Here is an 18,267-nt window from a genome sequence, read left to right on the forward strand (position 1 = left end):
CCCGCTCGACGGTCATCGAGTGGATGATCGCCGTCCCACACCGCAAGGTCATAACTCACCAGAGCATCGTCCCAGGCACGCCTCCTGCGACCGTCGGCAGGCTCGAGGGTCGAACCCTTGCCGGGTAAACCGGGGTCAACGCCCACTGCCACCCGCCCTCACTCGCCCGGCCACACACCAGTGTCGTCCCGGCCTCTGACACTCCAGGCGGCGGCGTACGTCGAAGGACGATCAGACCCCGGGCGTGTTCGGCCGTGCCGTCAGGCGGGGACGGTGCCGGTCAGGCCGCCGTCGATGACGAGGTCCTGGCCGTTGACGTAGGACGCGTCGGACGAGGCGAGGAACGCCACGGCCGCGGCGACCTCCTCCGGGCGGCCGAAGCGGCCGGCGACGATCTGGCCGGTGATCGCCTTTGCCTCCGCTTCGGTCAGCGCGTCTGCGGGGTACATCGGGGTGTCGATGTAGCCGGGGCTGACGGAGTTGACGCGGATGTTGCGCGGGGCGAGGGAGGCGGCGAGGGTTCGGGCCAGGTTGTGCACGGCGGCCTTCGTGGCCGAGTAGAGGGTCAGGACGCCATTGCCCCGGTGGAGGGTCCAAGAGGCGTTGATGACGATCGCACCTCCGTCCGCCAGCAGCGGCAGTGCCTTCTGCACGGTGAAGAACACGCCTTTGAAGTTGACGTCGATGCCGTGGTCGAAGTCTGCCTCTGTGATGTTCTCGAACGGCAGGAACGTGCCGGTACCCGCGTTCGCGAAGAGGCCGTCCAGCTGTCCGTGACGCTCCCGTACGGTCTTCACCAGGGCCTCCACCGCGCCGAGGTCGGCGGCGTCGGCCACGATCCCCGAGGCGTGGGGGCCGAGCTCCCGGACGGCGGAGTCCACCCGTGCGCGTGTACGGCCGGTGACGATGACGTGGGCGCCTTCGGTGACGAGGCGGTGTGCGGTCGCCAGGCCCATGCCGCTGGTGCCGCCGGTGATGAGGATGGTCTTGTCGGTGAAGCGGTTCATGTCGGTGTTCCCGTCAGGGTGTGCGTGAAGTGGTCGCTGAGGCGGGGCAGCCAGTCGGGCCGCGCGTTGCCGAGGAGGTGGTCGCCGTGCGGGACGGACAGGTGGCTGCCGTGCGGCGCCAGGCGGGCCAGGGTCTCGCCGTTCGTCACACCGGGGATGACGTCCTGCTCTCCGTCCACGACCAGCAGCGGGGCCGCGATGCGGGGCGCAAGGGCGGTGAGGTCCACGTGGCGGACGAACTCGTGGGCGGCGTCGGCGCCCCCCCGCGCGCCGGGCCATGATCTCTCGTACCGGCGGGGGCAGTTCCTCCCAGTCCAGGCGGAAGGGACCGCTGACGGTGGCGGCGGCCGCCACGCGCGGCTCCAGGGCTGCGGCCCGGGCCGCGAAGTAGCCGCCCAGACTCAGGCCGACGAGTCCGATGCGTGCGACGCCGAGGGTGTCGATGACCCGGCCCACGACCCGCTCGTAGTCCGGCACGAAGGTCGTGGTGGCCGCGAGCACGCCCTGTCCGGGGCCGTCCATCGCGAACACCGCGAGCCCCCTGGCCAGCAGCGTGGAGGCCAGATCGAGGAATCCCTCCTTGGCCGAGTCCAGGCCGGGGACGACGACCACGGTTCCCGGCGCGTTGGAGGGGCCGCGCAGCCAGCCGGTGAATCCCTCACCGCTCACCCGCCGCGCACCGGGCTCCAGCACGGTGAGCGCCCGGCTCAGGGCGTGGTCCGCCTCGGCGGCGGCACGGGGGGAGTCCGCGTACGGCGCCAGGGTGGCCAGGTGGAACCAGCGGGCCGCCGTCAGCAGGTACTCACCCGCGGAGAGGGACGATGCCGCGTCTTCCGCGCGCTGGAGGTAGCCGTGTCCGGTGCGGACGAAGGCGGGCCCCCAGTCGGCGACGGAGGTGAGGCTTCCTGTGACGCGCCGGTACTCGTGGGGGTCAACACCTGTGCCGGTGGCGCGCGTCCACTGGGCGGCGGCGAAGTCGTCGGCGCAGTCGGTGGCGCAGTCGGTGGCGAAGTCGGTGGCGCTCATCGTGCTCCTCCGGTCAGCAGGACGGCCTTGCCGCGTATCCGGCGCTCTCGCAGGTCGACCAGGGTGTCGGCGGTCTGTGCCCAGTCGGCGATGCGGCCGACCTCCGGGTGCAGCCGGCCCTGATCCACGAGGCTCACCAGAGCGGAGAGATCGGAGCCGTACGGGGCGCCGGCGTAGTGGAAGTGCCGGATCGTGACGCGTGCGGGTCCGCCGAGGAGTTGGAAGAAGTCGAGGCTCACCGGGGTGCGGCTCGCCTGGCCGAACCAGACGAGCGTGCCGCCCGGACGCACCTTGGACAGGGCCAGTGGCAGATGCGGTCCGCCGGTGGACTCCAGCACGACATCGAAGGGTCCCTGAGCCTCCTCGACCCCGTGCACCACCTTCGCGCCCAGCTCGGCAAGGCGCTCGCCGCGCGCCGGTGTGGCTGTCACCGCGGTCAGCTCGGCTCCCGCCCCGACGGCCAGCTCGGTGACGTAGTGGCCGACGCCACCTGAGGCGCCGGTCAGGAGCACCCGTCGGCCGGCCGGGGAACCGGCCGTACGCAGCAGCCGCAGGGCAGTGATCCCGGCCAGGGGGAGGGCCGCCGCCCGTACGCTGCCGATGCTGTCCGGGAGGACCGCCAGCGAGTGGGTGGGCACGGCGGCGTACTCGGCCCATCCTCCCTGCGGCGGATGCCCGACCACGCGGGTGCCGATGCCGGGGCCGGAGCCGTCGGCTGCCGCCTGTACGACGAGCCCTGCGATGTCCTTGCCCGGCAGCGCCCCCGGTTGGGGATGTTCGAGCAGGAACGTCTCGCCCCGGTTCAGGGCGAACGCCTCGACTTTGACCAGTGCCTCACCGGGCTCGGGCACGGGCGGGGGGACCTCGGCGAAGGCGACGGGGCGTGCCGCTTCTCCCGTGGGAATCAGTCTTTGCATGGAGAGGATGCAACCCCCGCGGCCGCCCCTCGATCCAACAACGCCCGGGCAAGGCCGACAACTTTTGGTTGTCACCTATGGTGGGGCCATGGATCTCGACATGGCGCAGGTACGGGCCTTTGTGCGCACTGCCGAGGAACTGCACTTCGGGCGGGCGGCAGGGACGCTCGCCATCTCTCAGCAGGCGCTGTCCAAGAGGATCGCCCGGCTGGAATCCCTGCTCGGCACCGCACTGTTCCGGCGCGGCGGCAACGGCGTGCGCCTCACCGAGGACGGGCAGCGGTTCCTCCCACCTGCCCGGCAGGCCGTGGCCGCCGCCGACACCGCGGTCGCGGCGGTGGTCGGCGAGGAGCGTCCGCTGCGCGTGGATGTCTGGGGGCACCTCTACGCGCCGATGCGGACGCTGGCCCAGGTCGCGTCCGCCGGCACCGGTCGGGCCGGGGAGCTGGCGTTGGGGCACGGGCGCGATCTTCCGTCGGTGACGACGGCTCTGCTGCACGGCGACATCGACGCAGCCTTCGGGCGGGTGCACCCCCCGCTGCCCGCCGGGCTTGTGCACCGCATCGTCCGTCTCGAACCGGTGGACGCCGTACTGAGCGCGGACCATCCGCTCGCAGGAGAGCCGGCACTGCGGCCGGACCAGTTGCGCGACAGCGTGCTGTGGGCACCCGGTGCGCTGGACCGGCTCGATTTCCTCAGCCGGTTCGCCGACCGGTTCGGCATCCGGAACACAGCCACGAGCGTCAACCTGGGGCTCGCCCATTTCCTCACCGAGGTGGCGCAGGACCCGCGACGCTTCTCGCTGCTGCCCGCCGATGTGCCGTTGCCGGAGGTCCCCGGACTGCGCTCTGTCCCGCTGGTCGATCCCACGCCGCTGTACGCCTGGTCGCTGCTCTGGCGCGCGGGCGACGGGCGCCCGGGGCTGAACGGCCTTGCCTCCGCTTGTGCCGAGGAGGCGGGGCGAAGCCGATGGCTGGAGTACGACCCGGCCCGCGACTGGCTGCCCGAACCACCAGCGAGCGGTGCCGGTTCCGGAACGGAATGACCTCGAGGGGCCTGCGGAGCGGTCCGGCCACCACAGTGCCGACGCGGGTGTGCGCGACGACTTCCAACGCGTGGAACCACACGACTGCGCCCGCTCCCCGGCGGCCGCGAAGAAACCACGCAACGGCAGGTCCTGGCCGAGCACGGCGCCCGCCGGGCCGCCGTACGGCCCTCCGCCGAGTCGGCCGCACCCGTGCCGAGCCCGGACGAGTGCGGGCCTACTCTCAACGAACTCCGAGAAGCCGAAGACGCGCTCGGCGTCCGCCGACAGACCGCCCTCGGAACCGCGCCAGGAGGCGAAGCGGCCGCCGGCTACCCGCAGGGTGCCAGATCGGAGCCGTCGAACTTCACCTTCAGGGGCGTGTGATCTTTGGAGCGGCTGAGGAGCATGTCCCGGTCGATGACGGAGTCCGGGTTCCTCACGGGGTCACGGCGTGCGTCCGTCTTCCAGTACTTGCCTGCCATCTTGAAGTGCAGGGAGTACACGCCCTCCCCCTTTCTCCGGATGTCGTCGTTCTTCCCGGCCACGTCCAGCACTGCCCGCCGGCACGGACGCACTTCCCAGATCGGCACATACTCGCCGGTGACCTGATTCAGGAGCACCATGTTCCGGGCCGGGAAAACGCTCCGGTTGTCGATCACCAGGGACGACCCGTCCTTCGCGGTTTCCGAGTGCCACGTCAACCGGTACACGCTCTCCAGCCTGTTCGAATGATCCGCAACATCATTGGCCGCCTTGCTGGCCTCACGGGTCTCGATCACGCTGTAGATCGACATCCCGAGCGCAGCCACCGCCGTCAGCGCCGTCACCAGCTCGGCCTTCGTCACTCTCCTGATGTTCATGGGCCTCCTCGGTAGTCGAGACCCCACATCCGTTCCCCGCCCCCGCCCACCCCCGACACCAATTCGCCCACCTGGCAGGCGGGCATCACTCGTGCGCGGCCCACCATCCCTAGCCGGGGTAAGCCGAGCCCGGAGTGGAGCGTGCCCGGTACGGGGCCCACTGGGTGGGCGACGGGTCCGTGCGGGTGTCGGCACCGGGAAGCGTGGCAGTCGCTGCGGTGGCCGACACCCTTGGACGTTCAGCGCCCGGTCGTCGGGGGCTCGCTCACGGCTCGGTGGTGAACACCGCGACGGAGTTGGCACCCACCGACAGGGTTTGGCCGTTGGTGAAGTTCTTCGGCACCGTGCCGACCTTCGTGGGGAAGCCGTTGGCGTCGGTGCTCGGGGTGGCGCCGTCGGTGTAGAGGTACTTGTTGAGGGTGATCCACCCGGTGGGCTCGGTCAGTCTCACCGTCTGTGTGACGGACGTGCGGTTGACGAGGGCGAACGTCCAGCCTCCGCCGGGAAGTTGTGCAGCCAGCACGCGCACGCCCGTGGGCTCGGCCGGCGTATGGATGACGGACCCGGCCGGCAGGTACCGGGTCAGCAGGCTCCATGTGTAGAACCACGGCCGTAGCGCCGTGGAGTGGGCCGACACCTTGTCGGGATCCTCGTCACCCCGCCCCCACATCCCGCAGAACGTGGTCGCGGCATAGCCGTCGAGGCACCAGGCCGCCGCTCCGTCCACACCGCTGCGGGCTTCCTGCACCGCCAGATCCGCCATGCGCAGCGCTTGGGTCGTTTCGAGCGCGAAACGGTAGTCCTTGGTGCCGTCCGGGTACTGACGGGCCTTCGTCCCCGTCTCCCCCAGCAGCACCGCACCGCCCCGCGTCGCCGGCCGGATCTGGGACACCGCCTCGGTCATCACGGGCTCGACGTACGCCGGGTCTGCGCCGTACAGCTCCTGGCCGTAGAAGTGGGCCTCGCTCGCTCCCAGCAGGCCGCTCTGTGCGGAGCGCAGCCACCAGGAGTTGTTGCTCTTCCAGGTGCCGGTGTTCATGTCGGCCTGTGTCTGCGTCAGATCGTCGAGAGCGTCGTCGATGGTCGTGCTGTTGTTGGCGATGTGCATCGACCCGATCGAGTGCTCACGGGTCGAGGAGGCCACGGACAGGCGGAGGTACTTGCTGCCGGTGATGCCCGAGGCGGTGTACGTGTACCTCCACATTCCGCTCCCGTTCTTGCCGGTGACCTGGGCGACCGGCGTTGGCGGCGCGACTGCCAGGTTCTTCCAGGTGGTGCCGTCCAACGAGGTCTGGAAGGTGATCGCCGTGTCGGTGGCGCTGTCGGCGTAGATCTGCGCGGTGAACGTGTTGAGTGCGGCGAGCTTCCAGACCAGAGCTGCGTTGCAGCCGGAATTGCACTCGGGTGCGGTGTGGCCACCGAGGTCACCGCCGTAGGAGCTGATGCCGGCCTCGGCGCTGTCGGCGCCGGAGATGACCGTTCTGGAGGTGTCCACGCCGGCGATCGCGAAGGCGGATGCGAGGGCAGTCGTCGCTGTCTGCCATTCGGCGTACGTGTGGGACTTCGCATCGTTGGCGACGTTGGGCTCGTTGACACCGACCCAGTACGTCGGCGCGGCGCCGGCGGCCTGCAGGTGCTTGACCAGCGTCGTCTGGACGGCGGCTGTGTTCGGTGAGGTGTAGGTCAGGTTGTCGATGCCGAAGAGCCCGCTGACGACCGGCACGCCCTTGTCCACATAATGCTTGATCACCTTCTCGGCGTTCAGGTAGGCGGCGCTGGTGAAGTCGTAGGTGCCGCCCGCGTCGGTGCCGCTCCAGAACCAGGGCAGGTTGAACATGATCCGGACCACGCCCGGTTTCATGTAGTCGGTGCGGGACACCATCCGGTTCCAGTCGGCGGTGCTCCAGCTCGTGCCGCTCGGCGGCTGGGGGTTCTGGTTGTAGCCCAGTCCGATCCAGTGGCTGTCGACCACATCGTCGGTGGTGGTGGCGGCACTCGGGGCCGGGGCCGCAAGCCCGGTGCCGAGCGCTGCCGCCGTGGCTATCAGCGTCGCGCACAGCGTCCGGCGGACGGACCGGGCGGGCCGGAGACGTAGGAGTGATCGGGAGCGCATGGATTCCTTCCAGGATTGTGTGTCGGGGCGAACCTGCGGTGCGGTGGAGACCTGCCTTCCGGAGCAGGACGGCACGGCTCGTGGTGGTCCGAAAGATCCACAGCTGACGGCCGCCGTCCCGGATTCCGCTCCCTGCCCGACAGGTGGGCCGGCATGCAACTCGCCCTGCTGGAAGCCCAGTTCAACCAGGAGACGCATGATGGCCCTGCCCCAGCATGGCCTACTTCGACTGCGGGAGTCACTGCGTTCGGCGGACCGACTTGGCCACACCCCGAACCCGCGGGTGGGACCGACGCTGCGCCTTCCGCCGAGTGCTCCGCGAGGGCCGTCGCCGCGACGAAGAGGCGTGCCATACTTGAACACGTTCAGTTGAACGTGTTCAAGTATGGGGGTGCGGGGTGGAGTCCGAGAGGGTGTCGGGGGTGCAGTGGGGGTGCGCCCTCGCGGCACTGGTGACGGCGGGGGTGCTGACTGCGTTGGGGCTCGTGACGCCGCTGGGCGGGGTGTTTCTCGGGACCGCGGTGGCCATCGCCGTTCCGCTGCTGCCGCTGCGGGACCAGCCGAAGGCGTTCGCCCGCGCCTGTCTCGTCATCGGGGTGGGCTTGCTGGGGTGGGCGCTGGTCGGGGCGGTGATCGGCATGTTCCTCTTCGTACCGACGGCGTTGCTGCTGATCGGCGCGGCCTTCGCGGAGCCGGGGAACCGGCCCGGCCGGTGGTGGGTGGCCGTCACCCCGGTCGCCGTCGCGGCGGCCGTGGCCGCCTTCTACCTGCAGCCGCCGGACGCCGACAACGAACCGCCGCCCTACTTCCTGGCGACGCTCGACTCCCGCGGCGTCCAGCAGGCGGAACTGGAGCGGCGTACGCCCGACCTGCGGGAGCGCGGCGCCACTCGGATCGAGGTGTACGAGCGGGCCGGCCGGCTCGAACTCACCGTGGGCATGCCCGACCACTTCGCACCAGGGCAGAGCCAGGCCCAACTGGGCGAGGAGATCCGGCGCCTGCCGGGGGTCGTCGACGTGCAGGTGTGCAACCACCACACGTGCTACTAAGGGACAGACCGGCCCGTCCCGGCGGGCCCGCCCAGGGCACGAGCGGCCTCCTCAGGCTTGCCAGTAGTCCCTTGGCCGGGGCGTCGTCACGACCTCGTTCGGCCAGGTCTGCCGGACGCGTCCGAGCTGCTCACGGAGCTCGTCCGCCCAGCCGTTCCCCGGGTCCAGGACGACGCGGACCGAAACCCCGGACTCGCCACGGTCGTCCACCGTGACGACGGGCCGGGGCACCGAGAACTGCCTGTCGACATCAATCCGGATCTCGGTGTCGCCCATGGCCGTCCAGCGGATGCCCTGCCCGTCGGAAAGCTCGTTCAGGTCCGTTGACCAGTCGTCCATGGCTTCCGGTGACAAGCACAGCCCAAGACGCCCGCTGACGAAGGCGCTCGTGATGACGAGCTCGGCATCGAGGTAGTCGTTGTACGGCGTGTCCCCGGGCCTGTTCCGCCCCAGGATCCGTACCCGGACGGTACTGTCCGGGTCGCTCAGACAGATCAGGTCCACGCCCTCGCCCTCATCCACGCGGCCTCCCGGACCCTCAAAGTTCCCGATCATCATGCACGAGTCGCCCGGCAGTGGAGCCGAACGGCCTTGGCGGCTGCGGGTCCCGGCCTCAGGCCGGCTTGCGCCACACGGAGATGTGCTTTGCGGAGTCCTGGGTGAAGGGGGAGCCGTCCCAGTCCGCGACGCGGCGTTCCAGTTCGAGTCCGGCGATCCGTGCCATCAGGTCGAGCTCGGCCGGCCAGGCGTAGCGGTGCCGGGAGTTCTCGCGGCGGTAGCGGCCGTCGCCGTCGTGGGTGAAGTGGTGCGAGACGAGCATCTGCTCGACCAGGTCTAAGGTGTCGAAGCCGAGGTGCTGCTCGGAGACGTCGAACGGCACCGCGACCTGGCCGGGCGGCAGGAGCCGCAGCGGCGGCACACCGAGCTCGATGACGAACCGGCCGCCGGGCGCCAGATGCCGTGCGGCGTTGCGGAAGCACTCGACCTGCTCGTCCTGCGTGAGCAGGTTCGTGATGGTGTTGTAGACGAGGTAGACCAGGGTGAAGGCGCCCGGAACGACTGTGGTGGCCATGTCCCCGATGGTCACCGGGAGCTCTCCCTCGTCGATCTTGCGTCGCAGCACCGCTGCCATGTGCTCGGACAGCTCGATGCCCGCCACCGGCACCCCGCGTTCCCGGAGCGGGACTCCCACCCTTCCCGTTCCGATGGCGAACTCCAGCGCCCGGCCTTCGCCGGCGAGCTCGGCGAGGAACGCTAGGGCCGGTCCGAGTACTGCGTCCGAGGATGCTTCGGCCTCCTCCGCGTCGTATCGGTCGGCGGTCTCTCGCGTCCACAGTTCGCTGCTCGTCACGGGTCCCCACCTTGCCGGTGCCGAGGAACGCTGTCGACACATTTACGTGCGCGGCGGCGCGCGGCGAGCAGACCGTGCAGGGTCAGGCGGATTCGGTGGGGGTCAGGTGCCGGGTGTCTGCGAGGCTGACGACCTGGCGGTTGTGGAAGTAGTCGTCCTCGCGGAGTGTGGTGATGCTGCCGGCGGGCGCCCGGAAACTGGCGTATCCGGCTGACGTGATCGGCATCCTGATCCAGGAGGCGACTACGAACGTCAGGGAGCCGCCGTGCGTGACGATGATCTGGTGCGCGCACGGGCGTCGGAGGATGTCGTCCATGGCTTCGTAGATGCGCCGGGCCCACACGGCCTTGGTCTCCGCACCGCTCACGCCCTCGTCGTGGTCCATGCGCTCGCCGACGGCCGGCGGCGGGACGAAACGCCGGTCGAGCCACTCCTGCGGCCTTCCTCCCGCCTCGCCGTAGGACTTCTCCCTCAGCCGGCGGTCCAGGACCGGCAGCACGCCGAACGCCTCGGCCACCTCGTCGGCCGTACGACGGGTGCGCTGCAGGTCCGAGGAGAACAGCTCCACCTCGGCGTCCACCGGGATCCGGGCCCGCAGCGCCCGGGCGATGGAGACCGCGGCCCGGACGCCGGCGGGCGTCAACTGCGAGTCGTACCAGCCGCCGACGACCCCCTCGACGTGGTGGGTGGCCTCCGGGTGGGTGACGACGTGCAGGGTGCGCATGACGGCTGGCCTTCCGCGAGGTGGTCTGGTTGCCGGTGACGGGACGCATTCATGGAAGCAGCCCGGTGGTCCGGCAGGCAGGGTCTCCCTCAGGCTCGGGGCGCCGGCGGCTCGTGGCGGGTCCCGATCGCTGTGAGGGCGGCCGCGGCCGAGAGCGCCGCCAGTACGGCGAACAGGGCCGGGTAGCCGCCGAGAGGGCCGGCGATGGCGGTGCCGGCGAAGGGTGAGAAGGCGGCTGCGGCGTGGGCGGGGGCACCGAGGAGGCCGGAGAGGCGGCCGTAGTGGGCGGTTCCCCACCGGTCGGTGACGGCGGTGGCCTGGAGGAGGGTGAGGTTGCCCCGGACGATCCCGGCGAACACGGACAGCCCGACGAGCAGGGCGTAGGGGCCGGAGGTGAAGGCGAGGGCCGCGGTGGTGAGTCCGCCGAGGCCGACGAGGGTGACGGTCCGGGTGACCACGCCCGTGTGGCGGGCGAGGGCGGCGTAGAGGGTGCGGCCGAGGGTCTGGCCGGCGCCGCCGAGGCCGAGGGCCCAGGCGGCTTGGGTGGTGGTGTAGCCGCGTTCGAGGAAGAGGGGGACGAGGGTGATGACGACGGCGTACATCGCGAACGAAGAGAAGGTGAAGGTCGCGGCGAGCATCCAGAACGCCCGGCTGCGCGCCGCAGGTTCGGGTCCGGCATCCGTGGCGTGGGGGCTGTCGCGGGCCGGTGGCCAGGGGGCGCGCAGGGCAAGGGCGTGGGTGGGGATGGTCAGGGCGGCGAGGATCGCGGCGAGGACGGCGTAGGTGGTGCGCCAGGAGTGGTGGGCGGCGAGGACGGCGGTCAACGGGGCGAAGACGGTGGAGGCGAGTCCGCCGGCGAGGGTGACGATGGTGAGGGCGCGGATGTGGTCGGGGGCCCACCAGCGGGTGAGGGCGGCGAAGGCGGGCGGGTAGAAGGTGGCGGCCATCGCCGCTCCGGCCAGCAGCCATCCGGCGGTGAAGACCGCGAGGTTGGGGGCGGCGGCCACGATGAGGAGGCTGAGCGGGCCGAGGACGGAGCCGGCGGTCATGACGGCGCGGGGCCCGCGACGGTCCAGGACGCGGCCGACGAAGATGCCGACGACGGCGGAGACCACGAGGGCGGCGGAGAACGCGGCCGTGGTCGCGCCTGCCGGCCAGCCGGTGTCGGCGGTGATGGCCGGGTTGAGGACGGGGAAGGCGTAGTAGAGGACACCCCAGCTGGTGATCTGTGTGGCGCACAGGGCGGGCAGCACGGCGCGTGGCCGCGATCGGACCCCCGTCCCGGTCGCGGCCACGCGGGCCTTGGTGTGTGGCATGGCGGTCAGCAACCGCCGGCGGAAGAGGTGGCGGGGGTGGGGTTGGGGTTGGGGGCGCCGAGGATGGTGAGGGGGGCGGGGGCCGCGCAGCAGCCGCCGCCGTCGCCGCCGCCGTTCTGCGCGGTGGCTTCGGGCTCGTCGAAGAGGCCCGCGCCGCCGCACACGCCGGTCTCGGGGAGGGTGAGTTCGACGCGCTCGGCGGCTGCGCGGTCGCCGGCGAGGTGGGCGGCGATGGAGCGGACCTGCTCGTAGCCGGTCATGGCGAGGAAGGTGGGGGCGCGGCCGTAGGACTTCATGCCGACGAGGTAGACGTCCTTCTCCGGGTGGGACAGCTCGTTCACGCCGTGCGGGTAGACGGTGCCGCAGGAGTGCTGGTTCGGGTCGATCAGCGGGGCCAGTTCGACCGGGGCCTGGAGGCGCTCGTCCAGGCCGAGGCGGAGCTCGTCGAGGAAGGAGAGGTCGGGGCGGAAGCCGGTGAGGACGATGACCTCGTCGACCGGGTCGAGGCGGCGGCCGTCCTCGCCGACGAGGACCACGCGGCCGTCTTCGGTGCGCTCGATGCTGTCGGTGCGGAAGCCGGTGACGGCGTGGGCGTGGCCGCCGTCGACGGCCGCCTTCGCGGCGAGGCCGAGGGCGCCGCGGGCGGGCAGCTGGTCGGCTTCGCCGCCGCCGAAGGTGGAGCCGGAGATGCCGCGGCGCAGGATCCAGGTGGCGTGGGTTCCGGTGCCGTCGTCGGCCTTGGCGAGGTCGGCCAGGTAGGCGAGGGCGGTGAAGGCGGAGGCGCCGGAGCCGATGACGGCGGTGCGCTTGCCCGCGTAGCGGGCGCGGACGGCGGGGTCCTTGAGGTCGGGGACGCGGTAGGTGATGCGGTCCGCGGCCGCCTGCTCCCCCAGGGCCTTGAGGCCGCTGCCGCCGGCGGGGCTGGGGGTGGACCAGGTGCCGGAGGCGTCGATGACCGCGCGGGCCAGGACCCGCTGCTCGCGGCCGTCGGCGCTCTCGTAGTGGACGACGAAGGGCTGGGTGTCGCGGTCGGCGTCGACGATGCGGTCGCGGCCGGTGCGGGAGACGCCGGTGACGCGGGCGTCGTAGCGGACGCGGTCGCAGTCGTCCAGGACGTCGGCGAGGGGCTGGAGGTAGCGGGCTGCCCAGTCACCGCCGGAGGGGTACGTGTCCTCGGCGGGCTTGACCCAGCCGGTCGGGGCGAGGAGCTTCTCGGCGGCCGGGTCGACGACCTCGCCCCAGCGGGAGAAGAGGCGTACGTGGGCCCATTCGCGTACGGCGGATCCGGCGGTGGTCCCGGCTTCCAGGACGAAGGGTTCCAGGCCGCGGTCGACGAGGTGGGCGGCGGCCGCGAGTCCGGCGGGGCCGGCCCCGATGACGACGACGGGCAGCTCGGTGGTGTTCTCGCTCATGGCAGGTCTCCGGGTCTTCGTACGGGCGGTGGGAGGAAGAGGGCGGGGGGGCTCGGTGGGGCTCGACGGTCAGCAGCAGCCGGCGCCGGCGGTGGCGGCTTCGCGTTTAGCGTTCGGGTCGCAGCAGGCGCCGGCCGCTTCGGCGCCCTCGGCGGTGCCGCAGCACGGCGAGGCCTGGGCGTGCACCGCCTCAGCGGCGGGCCGAGCGGGGGCCGTGGAGCAGCAGGGGGCCGCGGGCTCGGAGTGGTGAGGGCTGGTGGGGTTGGCCTGCTCGTTCATGACGACTGCTCCTTGTTTCGACGTTTGTCGATGCCTTGCACGATCAGCATGGCAGCTGTATCGATAGACGTCAACATAGACGTTCATCAATTCCGTGGGAGTTGTGATGGAGCACGTGGAAGCCGTCGTCATCGGAGGCGGGCAGTCCGGACTGGCGGCCGCGCACGCACTGGCCCGAGCGGGAGTGAAGCCCGTGGTGCTGGAGGCGTCGGAGCGGGCGGCCGGCTCGTGGCCGCAGTACTACGACAGCCTGACGCTGTTCTCCCCGGCCCGGTTCAGCGCACTGCCCGGCATGCCGTTCGGCGGGGATCCGGATCGCTACCCGCACCGCGACGAGGTCACCGGCTACCTGGACCACTACGCCGCCCGTCTGGACGCCGAGATCCGCACCCGTCGGCGCGTGGCCCGGGTGACGGCCGAGGAGGGCGGTCGGTTCCGCATCGAGGTGGAGGGCGGGGCCACACTGACGGCCGGGGCGGTGGTCGCGGCATCGGGGAGTTTCGCCAGCCCCTACCGGCCTGCGCTGCCGGGCCTGGAGTCCTTCACCGGCCGGCTCCTGCACGTGGCCGACTACCGCAGGCCCGAGGTGTTCGCCGGGCAGCGGGTCGTGGTGGTGGGCGCGGGCAACTCCGCGGTCCAGGTCGCGGCCGAACTCGCGCGGAAGAGCGCCACGACGCTGGCGACCCGGGCACCGGTGAAGTTCGCCCGCCAGCACCTGCTGGGCCGGGACCTGCACTTCTGGCTGACCCGCACGGGCCTGGACGCAGCCCCGCTCGGCCGGCTGCTGCACACCCCGCCGGCCCAGCCCGTCCTGGACGATGGCCGCTACCGCGCCGCGCTCGCCGCGGGCCTTCCCGAGCGTCGGCCGGTGTTCACCGCCCTGGACGGTGACACCCTCACGTGGGCGGACGGGACGGTGGAACGGGTTGATGCGGTGATCCTGGCGACCGGCTACCGGCCACACCTCCCCTATCTCGCCGACATTGCAGGCGCGCTGGACGCGGCCGGGCGACCCCGGCACCGCGACGGCGCCTCCCCCTCCCACCCGGGGCTCGCGTTCGTCGGCCTGGAGTGGCAGCGCAGCCTGTCCTCCAACAGCCTGCGCGGCGTGGGCCGGGACGCTGGCCGGGCAGCCCGCCGCCTTGCGGCGCACCTGGCCCGCCGGTGAGTCCGCCCGCACTACCCGGCTGATTCGACATGTGTCAACATAGATGCATGTCGAATGCGAAGGTTCTGCCGCTGCTGGAGCCCGACGTCGTCGCGCCGTGCTGCCCGCCGCTGAACGAGCGGCCCATGTCGGCCGACGAGGCCGAGGTCGCCGCGAAGATGTTCAAGGCCCTCGGCGACCCCGTGCGCCTGCGGCTGTTCTCCGCCGTCGCCTCGCATGAGGGCGGTGAGGCGTGCGTGTGCGACATCTCCGACGTCGGCGTCTCCCAGCCGACGGTCTCGCACCACCTGAAGAAGCTGAAGGAGGCCGGGCTGCTGTCCTCCGAGCGGCGCGGCACGTGGGTGTACTACCGGGTCGAGCCGGCTGTCCTCGCCGCCATGGGCGCGCTTCTGACCGGTGCCGCGGGAGCCTCGGCGTAGGAACGGTGCGGGATCGGGGCGCGCCTTCGCAACCGCCGGCGCTCGGAGGTCCGGACAAGTCCGGGGCAGATGCCCGGTGGCTTTCCCCGAAGGTGGGGTCAGCGCGTGGCGACCGGGGTTCGTGACCGGCGAGGATGCCCGTCGTGAGCACTGACCAGAGCCTTCTCCCCTTGCGTTCTTCGCGATCGCTGCCCCTGGTGTTCGGTGCCGGAGCGGCGATCGGTGTCCTGGGCGGGATGATCGGACTGGGCGGAGCGGAGTTCCGTCTGCCGCTGCTAATCGGTCTGTTCGGGTTCGCCGCACTGTCTGCGGTGATCCTGAACAAGGCGATGAGCCTGGTCGTGGTCCTGTTCGCGCTGCCCGCACGGCTTGCGGCGGTGCCGGCGGCCGAGGTGGCCGCCCGTTGGCCGGTGGCGGTCAACCTGCTGGCCGGCAGCCTGCTCGGCGCGTGGGCCGGAGCGACCTGGGCCCTCAGGATGCGCTCGGCCACCCTCTACAGGGTCCTCGCGGCGCTGATGGTGCTGATGGCCGCCGCCCTCGTCCTGACGCACACCACCACGATGGGCACGCTCGACCTGCCGCTGTGGGCGCAGGTGCCCGCCGGTGTCGTGGCCGGGTTCGGCATCGGAGTGGTCGCCGCGATCATGGGAGTGGCCGGGGGCGAGCTGCTGATCCCGACGATCGTGCTGCTCTTCGGCGAGGACATCAGGACCGCCGGGAGCCTTTCGCTGCTGGTCTCCCTGCCGACCATGCTGGTGGCGTTCGCCCGCTACAGCCGCGACGGCAGCTTCGCCGTCCTCGGTGCCAACCTCCGCTTCACCGCGGTGATGGCCTGCGGTTCGATCGCCGGCGCCGTACTGGGCGGCCTGCTGCTGGGTGTGTTCCCGGACGTGGTCCTCATCCCCGCACTGGCCGTGGTCCTGCTGCTTTCCGCGGTCAAGCTCGCCCGTCACGCCTGACGCCAAGGCCGGGGCGAAAGCCGGTGCTTCTCGGAAAGGCTCGCTGCTCAGAATCCCTGCTTCCCCCGGCCGGCGGCTCTGTCACTCCGTGCGGGGTCCGTCGAGTTCCGGAGCCTTGTCGGTGGTCTTCTCCAAGCGTTGGGGGTTGAGGTCCCCTGGCGTCTGCACTTCCAGGAGGCTGCCATCCACGACGAGCGTGAGCTCTGACTCGCCGCATCCCGGACCGGGGATCGGGGTCAGCACGAGTGGAGGGCCTGGGGACTTGAGGGTGTAGTCCTCCTGGCATTGGCTGTCGCCGACCCAGACCTTCTGCCGTGCCATGTGCTCGCCCGGGCGGCCCTGCTTGATGCTGAATTCGATGGTGAGCGGCGAACCTGCCCCCACGCTATGGGAGGCCTTGTAGTCCCATACGCCGAGGTACTCCTCGGGAACAGGGCCGGAGGACCGGTCGGCACTCGTACAGTCCGTGGCTAGGACAACGGCTGCCAGCAGGGCCAAGGTGGTGCGCGTCGCGGGTCGGGCGGTGACGCGTCGAGGGCGGTGCGAGTTCATCGGCACGGCCCTCCCCGAACCGCGCGGCCACCCTAACTGGTACCCGGGTCGTGTCGTGTCGTGGTGGCATCGTGTCGTGGTGGCATACACCGCTGGTGGCCGGCTCCCCCGTCAGTCACGCTTCGCCGGATACGTCAGCTCTTGCCGAGCGCGTGCCCGCGTGCATGCCGGGCAGAGTCCCGGCCGCGAGGGCGGGGGAGTTTGGCGCGGTAGCCTGGTGATCATGGGGGGATGGGGGATCCGGCTGGCTTCGGCGGCGGATGTCGAGGCGGTGGCCGAGCTGCGGGCCGTGGTGCTGCGGGCGGATCTGGAGCGGCTCGGGCGGTACGACGAGCAGCGGGTGCGGCAGCGGCTGCGGGACGGGTTCGCTCCGGCGCACACCTGGGTGATCGAGGTGGGTGGTCGGTTCGCCGGCTGCGTGGCGCTGCGGCCCGCCGAGCACTGCCACTGGCTGGAGCACTTCTACCTGGCTCCCCGCCTGCAGGGCAGCGGCATCGGTACGGCCGTGCTGCGTGAGCTGCTGGATCGGTGCGACCGCGAGGGCACCCGGATCCGGCTGAACGTGTTGCAGGGCAGTCGGGCCCGGCGTCTGTACGAGCGGCACGGGTTCACATGCGAGACCGAGGATCCGGTGGACGTGTTCATGGTGCGCGAGCCGGCGCAGGCGGTGCGGGGCTCCTGATCAGCGATCCGGTTCGCGGAGCCGGAGGATCAAGGAGTCGGGTAAGGCCCCGGGCACGGCGGCGCGGCACAGCCCTGGGAAGATCATGCACATGCCCCGACTCCCCCGCCGCTCCACCGCCTGGACGAGAGCGCTCGGCGCGGGAGCCGTGGCTCTCGCCTTCGCCGCACCGCTGCTCCTGTGGATACGCAACGGCATCCAGCCGCGCCACGACGTCGTCCTCCTCGCCACGGGTGCCTTGGTCTGTGCGGCCGGGTGGGTCGTCGCGGGCACGGCCGCGCCCCGGGTCGCCGCACGCGCGGCCGCGGCGGACGGAGCGGTCCCGGGGGTCCCCGTATTGCTGCCGCGCAGCAGGCGGGGATGGCAGGTGCCCGCGCTCGCGCTGGCGCTGCCCCTGAGCCTCCTGACGGCCGGACTGCTCGGCTCGTTCCCGGGCCCCGCCGCCCACGCGCGGATCAGCACCCTGCAACGGGCCGGGGCGCACGTGCTGCCCGGTACGGTGGTGTCGGCGGAGCAGGTCACGGTCTCCTCGTGGAGCTACAGGAGGAAGGGGACCAAGAACGTCCGGGACACCCCGGACGAATACCGGTCGGACCTGGTCCTGACCGTGCCCGGGCCCCGCGGCCGTTCTGTGCGCATCTCGGCGCCCGGCGCCACGACGCCGCTGCGGCCGGAGCGCGGGCGCAGCTTCCCCGTGCTGGCCGCCCCGGCCCGGCCGGAGCTCCCCGGCTACGTGGCCGCCGGCACCGAGCTGCGGATCCACCAGCCCGGTTACGGGGTCTCCCCCGCGCTCGCCGCGCTCATGGCGGCCGTCCTGCTCTTCGTCCTGTGGCTCGCGTTGCTGCTCACCGGAGTTGCGGCCGCACCCGGCCGCAAGGAGGTGCGGGCCGTACGTGCGTCCCGGCCTGGTGAGCGCCTCGCGCTGCGCACCCGGCTCGTGGAGCTGCACGGCGGGGACGGGCTGCAGTTCGCCGCCACGGGCGCGGACGACGCACCGGTCGTCCTGACGGTCTCCCGGCGGCGCGAATGCGCGGCGGCGCTCGCCACCGAACTGGCCGGCCACACCGGATGGATGGTCACCGTCCGCCCGGGGACCGCGGCGCTCTGGATCGGGGACGACGGCACCTTCCTGTGGGGCCTCCTGCACCCGACCGACGCCGCCTTCACACCGCCCCCGGCCGCACCGGCCCGCGGACTGCGCCGGACCACTCCGCTGACCTGGGCGCATCCCGCCGTCCACCTCGGCCCGTTGGCCTTGGCGGCCCTCGCCCTGGCGCTGCTGACCCCGGTCCTCACGGACCCCGGGGCGAAGGCGACCGTTCCGATGGTGCTCGCCCTGCTCCTGGGTGGCGGTGCGAGCGCGCTGTGGGCCGTGCTGCTGCGGCGGCGCCGTCGCGCGTGAGCCG

Annotated in this window: 18 protein-coding genes; 7 read left to right on the top strand and 11 right to left on the bottom strand. The window is 71.8% G+C overall.

Annotated elements, in window-relative coordinates; translation table 11 throughout:
• Positions 1-260: 260 nt before the first annotated feature.
• Together LG634_RS08805 and LG634_RS08810 are read right to left on the bottom strand one after the other, a co-directional pair.
• The gene (locus LG634_RS08805; RefSeq protein ID WP_226733106.1) at positions 261-2,033 is read right to left on the bottom strand and encodes an SDR family oxidoreductase; all 1,773 of its coding nucleotides are present in this window, start codon (positions 2,031-2,033) and stop codon (positions 261-263) included.
• Positions 2,030-2,950, bottom strand: coding sequence for a zinc-binding dehydrogenase (locus LG634_RS08810; protein ID WP_226733107.1), 921 nt, complete (start codon positions 2,948-2,950; stop codon positions 2,030-2,032). The genes LG634_RS08805 and LG634_RS08810 overlap by 4 nt, the downstream gene beginning before the upstream one ends.
• Before the next feature lie 88 nt (positions 2,951-3,038).
• Here LG634_RS08810 and LG634_RS08815 point away from each other — a divergent pair, with 88 nt between their 5' ends.
• On the top strand, positions 3,039-3,995 hold the full coding sequence (locus tag LG634_RS08815; protein WP_226733108.1) for a LysR family transcriptional regulator: 957 nt from the start codon (positions 3,039-3,041) through the stop codon (positions 3,993-3,995).
• Between the two features lie 311 nt (positions 3,996-4,306).
• Here the strand turns inward: LG634_RS08815 and LG634_RS08820 are convergent, their stop codons facing one another.
• Entirely contained in the window at positions 4,307-4,837 is a 531-nt protein-coding gene (locus LG634_RS08820) for a hypothetical protein (RefSeq protein ID WP_226733109.1), read from the bottom strand.
• A gap of 265 nt (positions 4,838-5,102) precedes the next feature.
• The gene (locus LG634_RS08825; protein ID WP_226733110.1) at positions 5,103-6,950 is read right to left on the bottom strand and encodes a hypothetical protein; all 1,848 of its coding nucleotides are present in this window, start codon (positions 6,948-6,950) and stop codon (positions 5,103-5,105) included.
• Between the two features lie 398 nt (positions 6,951-7,348).
• On the opposite strand from LG634_RS08825, the gene LG634_RS08830 reads away from it, so the two are divergent.
• Positions 7,349-7,999 carry a hypothetical protein gene (locus LG634_RS08830; protein WP_226733111.1) on the top strand — a complete coding sequence of 217 codons (651 nt, stop codon included), beginning with the start codon at positions 7,349-7,351 and terminating at the stop codon, positions 7,997-7,999.
• A gap of 51 nt (positions 8,000-8,050) precedes the next feature.
• Here the strand turns inward: LG634_RS08830 and LG634_RS08835 are convergent, their stop codons facing one another.
• The 6 genes from LG634_RS08835 to LG634_RS08860 form a co-directional block, all read right to left on the bottom strand.
• On the bottom strand, positions 8,051-8,521 hold the full coding sequence (locus tag LG634_RS08835; RefSeq protein WP_226733112.1) for a DUF5959 family protein: 471 nt from the start codon (positions 8,519-8,521) through the stop codon (positions 8,051-8,053).
• A gap of 91 nt (positions 8,522-8,612) precedes the next feature.
• Positions 8,613-9,350 (bottom strand): class I SAM-dependent DNA methyltransferase, encoded by a 738-nt coding sequence (locus LG634_RS08840; RefSeq protein ID WP_226733113.1) that lies wholly within the window; start codon positions 9,348-9,350, stop codon positions 8,613-8,615.
• Positions 9,351-9,432: 82 nt separating this feature from the next.
• On the bottom strand, positions 9,433-10,074 hold the full coding sequence (locus tag LG634_RS08845) for a histidine phosphatase family protein (RefSeq protein WP_226733114.1): 642 nt from the start codon (positions 10,072-10,074) through the stop codon (positions 9,433-9,435).
• Positions 10,075-10,163: 89 nt separating this feature from the next.
• The gene (locus LG634_RS08850; RefSeq protein WP_226733115.1) at positions 10,164-11,390 is read right to left on the bottom strand and encodes an MFS transporter; all 1,227 of its coding nucleotides are present in this window, start codon (positions 11,388-11,390) and stop codon (positions 10,164-10,166) included.
• A 5-nt stretch (positions 11,391-11,395) separates the two neighbouring features.
• A complete protein-coding gene (locus LG634_RS08855) occupies positions 11,396-12,802 on the bottom strand; it encodes an NAD(P)-binding domain-containing protein (RefSeq protein WP_226733116.1) in 1,407 nt (468 codons plus the stop codon).
• A gap of 69 nt (positions 12,803-12,871) precedes the next feature.
• Positions 12,872-13,081 carry a hypothetical protein gene (locus LG634_RS08860; RefSeq protein WP_226733117.1) on the bottom strand — a complete coding sequence of 70 codons (210 nt, stop codon included), beginning with the start codon at positions 13,079-13,081 and terminating at the stop codon, positions 12,872-12,874.
• A gap of 106 nt (positions 13,082-13,187) precedes the next feature.
• Between LG634_RS08860 and LG634_RS08865 the strand changes: the two genes are divergently transcribed.
• From LG634_RS08865 to LG634_RS08875, 3 genes are all read left to right on the top strand, one after another.
• Positions 13,188-14,249, top strand: a complete 1,062-nt coding sequence (locus LG634_RS08865; RefSeq protein WP_226733118.1) for a flavin-containing monooxygenase — start codon at positions 13,188-13,190, stop codon at positions 14,247-14,249.
• Between the two features lie 47 nt (positions 14,250-14,296).
• A complete protein-coding gene (locus tag LG634_RS08870; RefSeq protein ID WP_226733119.1) occupies positions 14,297-14,668 on the top strand; it encodes an ArsR/SmtB family transcription factor in 372 nt (123 codons plus the stop codon).
• Positions 14,669-14,838: 170 nt separating this feature from the next.
• Positions 14,839-15,627 (top strand): sulfite exporter TauE/SafE family protein, encoded by a 789-nt coding sequence (locus LG634_RS08875; RefSeq protein WP_226733120.1) that lies wholly within the window; start codon positions 14,839-14,841, stop codon positions 15,625-15,627.
• An 81-nt stretch (positions 15,628-15,708) separates the two neighbouring features.
• Here LG634_RS08875 and LG634_RS08880 read toward each other — a convergent pair whose 3' ends face one another.
• On the bottom strand, positions 15,709-16,179 hold the full coding sequence (locus LG634_RS08880; RefSeq protein ID WP_226733121.1) for a hypothetical protein: 471 nt from the start codon (positions 16,177-16,179) through the stop codon (positions 15,709-15,711).
• 223 nt (positions 16,180-16,402) lie between these two features.
• Here LG634_RS08880 and LG634_RS08885 point away from each other — a divergent pair, with 223 nt between their 5' ends.
• Complete coding sequence (locus LG634_RS08885; RefSeq protein ID WP_226733122.1) at positions 16,403-16,861, top strand: GNAT family N-acetyltransferase; 459 nt, start codon at positions 16,403-16,405, stop codon at positions 16,859-16,861.
• A 91-nt stretch (positions 16,862-16,952) separates the two neighbouring features.
• The gene (locus LG634_RS08890; RefSeq protein ID WP_226733123.1) at positions 16,953-18,263 is read left to right on the top strand and encodes a hypothetical protein; all 1,311 of its coding nucleotides are present in this window, start codon (positions 16,953-16,955) and stop codon (positions 18,261-18,263) included.
• Positions 18,264-18,267: the final 4 nt, after the last annotated feature.

Source organism: Streptomyces bambusae, assembly GCF_020532645.1.
Classification (GTDB): domain Bacteria; phylum Actinomycetota; class Actinomycetes; order Streptomycetales; family Streptomycetaceae; genus Streptomyces; species Streptomyces bambusae.